The organism is Pseudomonadota bacterium, assembly GCA_026388215.1.
Lineage (GTDB): Bacteria > Desulfobacterota > Syntrophorhabdia > Syntrophorhabdales > Syntrophorhabdaceae > JAPLKF01.
In genome coordinates this window covers 1-2,985 of the sequence record JAPLKF010000079.1, presented here as the reverse complement: position 1 = coordinate 2,985, position 2,985 = coordinate 1, and the positions used below count along the sequence as shown (strand labels likewise).

Sequence of the window (2,985 nt, the reverse complement as noted above, 5' to 3'; positions counted from 1 at the left end):
CCATAAATATTACCAGTTCGGCAATATTCACAGCGTGGTCGGCTATTCTCTCCAGGTATTTCGATATGAAGAGCAATCTGGTTGCCCTGGTAATGGTTCTTAAGTCTTGCATCATGTATGTTAATAGCTCGCGGAAAATTTGATCAAGTAGATTATCTACCTTTTCATCTTCCCTTGTTACCTTCCATGCCAGCTCTACATCTTCTTTAACAAAGGCATCAAGGCTTTCTTTGACCATGAGTTGCACTATGTTTGCCATTGTAGGTAAGTCTATATAGGGTTTAAGCTGTGGTTCCTGATTAAGCTCTAAAACCCTTTCACATATGTTCACAGCCATATCTCCAATTCTTTCTAAATCATAATTTATTTTAATCGCAGTAGTTATAAACCTTAAATCCCTTGCGGCTGGCTGTCGAAGGGCGAGAAGCTTCAAACAAAACTCATCTGTTTCTACTTCTTTTGCATTAATTATGTCGTCATCTTCTATTACCTTCACGGCAAGTTCTGAATATCTCTCAAGTAATGCCTTTATTGCATCCTTTATTGCCTTTTCAACCAGGGCACCTTCGTACAGAAGCTTCTCCTTAAGTTCCTTTAATTCCATGTCGAAAGCTTTGTAAATATGGCCTTCCATCATTAAACCCCCCTTAGGCTTTATAATGAAAGATTATAGTAATTTTTTAATGCTATTACAAACCTCTCCTATTTGTGTTCTCATGGTTTTTAGAGTAAAATCTCTAAACAGGTGACTTCACCCCCAAAAGCTTAGCGTAATAGGGGATAGTTTTTCTTATTCCCTCTTCGAGACTTATCTTTGGTTCCCAACCGAGGTATTTTTTAGCATTGGTCAAATCAGCCTTAGTATGTAACTTCACTTCACCTGTCCTCAGTGGCACATATTCTATTTTCGATTTGCTTTTGGTTAGTTCTATTATCATCTCAGCAATTTTTTTAATAGGTGTGTCTATACCAGTCCCGAGATCACAGACCTGGCCTATGGCAGATTCCTTTCGAATCAGGATCCCATTGACAATGTCGTCAACATAAATAAAGTCTGAAGATTGTTCTCCATCTCCACCGACGATGACGGGTTCATTTTTAAGCGCAGAAATGATATTCGAGGCCATAAATTTCCTCCCCTCGTGAGGCCTTAATGGATTCGGGTTGAGTATAGGGCGCTCTCTTGGACCGTAGCAATTTGCAATATTGTGACCAATAGTGGGAAGTCCAAAAACAACGTTGTACATCTGGGTAAATAGTGTCTGTGTGGTTTTACTAATAATGTATGGAGTCAACCAGAGGGCAAGAGCTGGCCTGGGGGGATAGACGAAGTACTTTACTCCGGCCTTTAGAGAGGCTTCCAAAACATTTATTGTACCAATAACATTTACTTCCACTGTTGGGATTTGCCATTCTCTAAAACGTGAACTAGTTCCCATAAGAGCTGCGAAATGATAGACAACTTCTGTACCATGATCAATAACAGCATCCACAGCGTATTTATTTCGGGTATCGCCTTGTACATATTTTACATTTTTTCTCTTCTCGAGAAGCTCTTTGGTATATTCAGGCAAAGCGTGCTGTTCATTATTATCAAATAAAACTATTTCCCTCCCCTCTTCGGCTAATCTCTCAGCAGCATAACCCATTATAAAACCTGTTCCACCAGTCATTACAATTTTTCCGTCTTTCATTTTTTACCTCCTCCTTTCATCCTTCGATAATTTTTACTTACGACTTCTGTTGGTATCCTCCGTTATTCACCTCCTTTTTTAATAATTTAATAACATATTAAAATATTAAAAATATAAGTCAAATTAATAATTTTTAAAGTTTTTAAAATTTTTTTTATAACATGGTGCAGACAGAAGTGATAGAATATAGTAATAGAGGAAGTTCTTCATTCACTTAGGTAGGTACTAACCCTAAATTAGCCAGTTATTATTGCTGGTTTTAAAGGAACGTCATTAACCGCTCCGAAAGGTTTTTCTCCTTTTAGGACTTGTAAAACGTTGATAGCCTGCATTTTAGCCAATTCGATACGCGTTTCCATAACTGCGGTGCCAAGATGGGGTGTTAGAACTGTGCAATCTGGCTGATCAATAAGATGTTGATTAACATAGGAAGGGCGGGTAAGGAATTGTTTATCTTCCATTTCGAATACATCAGCAGCATAGCCAGCAATTCTTTTCTCTTTGAGAGTCTTTGCAACTGCTTCCTCATCGACTTCTGAACCACGCGCTGTATTAATGAGGTAAGCCAAAGGCTTCATTAAAGAAAGTTCTTCGGTGGATATTTGATGGAATGTTTCATTAGTCAATGGGGTAGCAATGCATATAAAGTCAGATTGTATAAATATTTCATCTCGTGGTACATATATCAGATTTAACTTTCTCTCATAATCGATATCAATGCGATGTCTTTGGTAATAGAGTATCTGCATATTGAACCCTGACGCACGACATGCAATAGCCTTTCCTAACTCGCCCATTCCAATAATGCCGAGGGTTTTTCCAAAGACACTGCTTCCTAAAAATGGCGAAGGATGACTCCATCCTACAAACTTTCCAGACCGCACAAAAGAATCGGCTGAAATAAGCCTGCGAACAACTGCTAAAAGAAGTGCCCAGGTTAGGTCAGCCATTGGCTCAGTCAATGATTCAGGGATATTTGTAACCCAGATACCCTCCCTTGTTGCTGCAGCCACATCAACATTATCATACCCCTTGGCAAATAAAGCAATAATTCTCAATTGTGAACAGGAAGTAATTATCTTCTCATCTATATGATCAGGTACAAAACAACATAAGGCATAGGCGTTCTTGGCACTTAGAATTATATCCTCCTTTGAAGGAGTTTCATAATTCTCATTTTCGATCACCTCACAGAAAGGCCTAAGTAAATTAGATCCTTCCGGGGGTGCCTTGTGAGTGTAGTATACGAGAGGCTTTTTATAGGTCACAATTAATTTTCCCCAATTTTGTC

General features: G+C 38.7%; 3 protein-coding genes. All 3 read right to left on the bottom strand.

Annotation, left to right across the window (positions count from 1 at the left end; all coding sequences use genetic code 11):
- Nucleotides 1-637, bottom strand: a 637-nt coding sequence (gene phoU, locus NTU69_05090; GenBank protein ID MCX5802896.1) for a phosphate signaling complex protein PhoU, incomplete at its 3' end; no start/stop codon positions are given.
- A gap of 100 nt (nt 638-737) precedes the next feature.
- Nucleotides 738-1,694, bottom strand: coding sequence for a GDP-mannose 4,6-dehydratase (locus tag NTU69_05085; GenBank protein ID MCX5802895.1), 957 nt, complete (start codon nt 1,692-1,694; stop codon nt 738-740).
- Nucleotides 1,695-1,930: 236 nt separating this feature from the next.
- A partial coding sequence (locus tag NTU69_05080) for a hypothetical protein (protein ID MCX5802894.1) occupies nt 1,931-2,985 on the bottom strand: 1,055 nt, incomplete at its 5' end.

Coding starts and splice junctions, on each gene's coding strand:
- NTU69_05085 (MCX5802895.1), bottom strand. CDS start 1,694: ATGAAAGACGGAAAAATTGTAATGACTGGTGGAACAGGTTTTATAATG.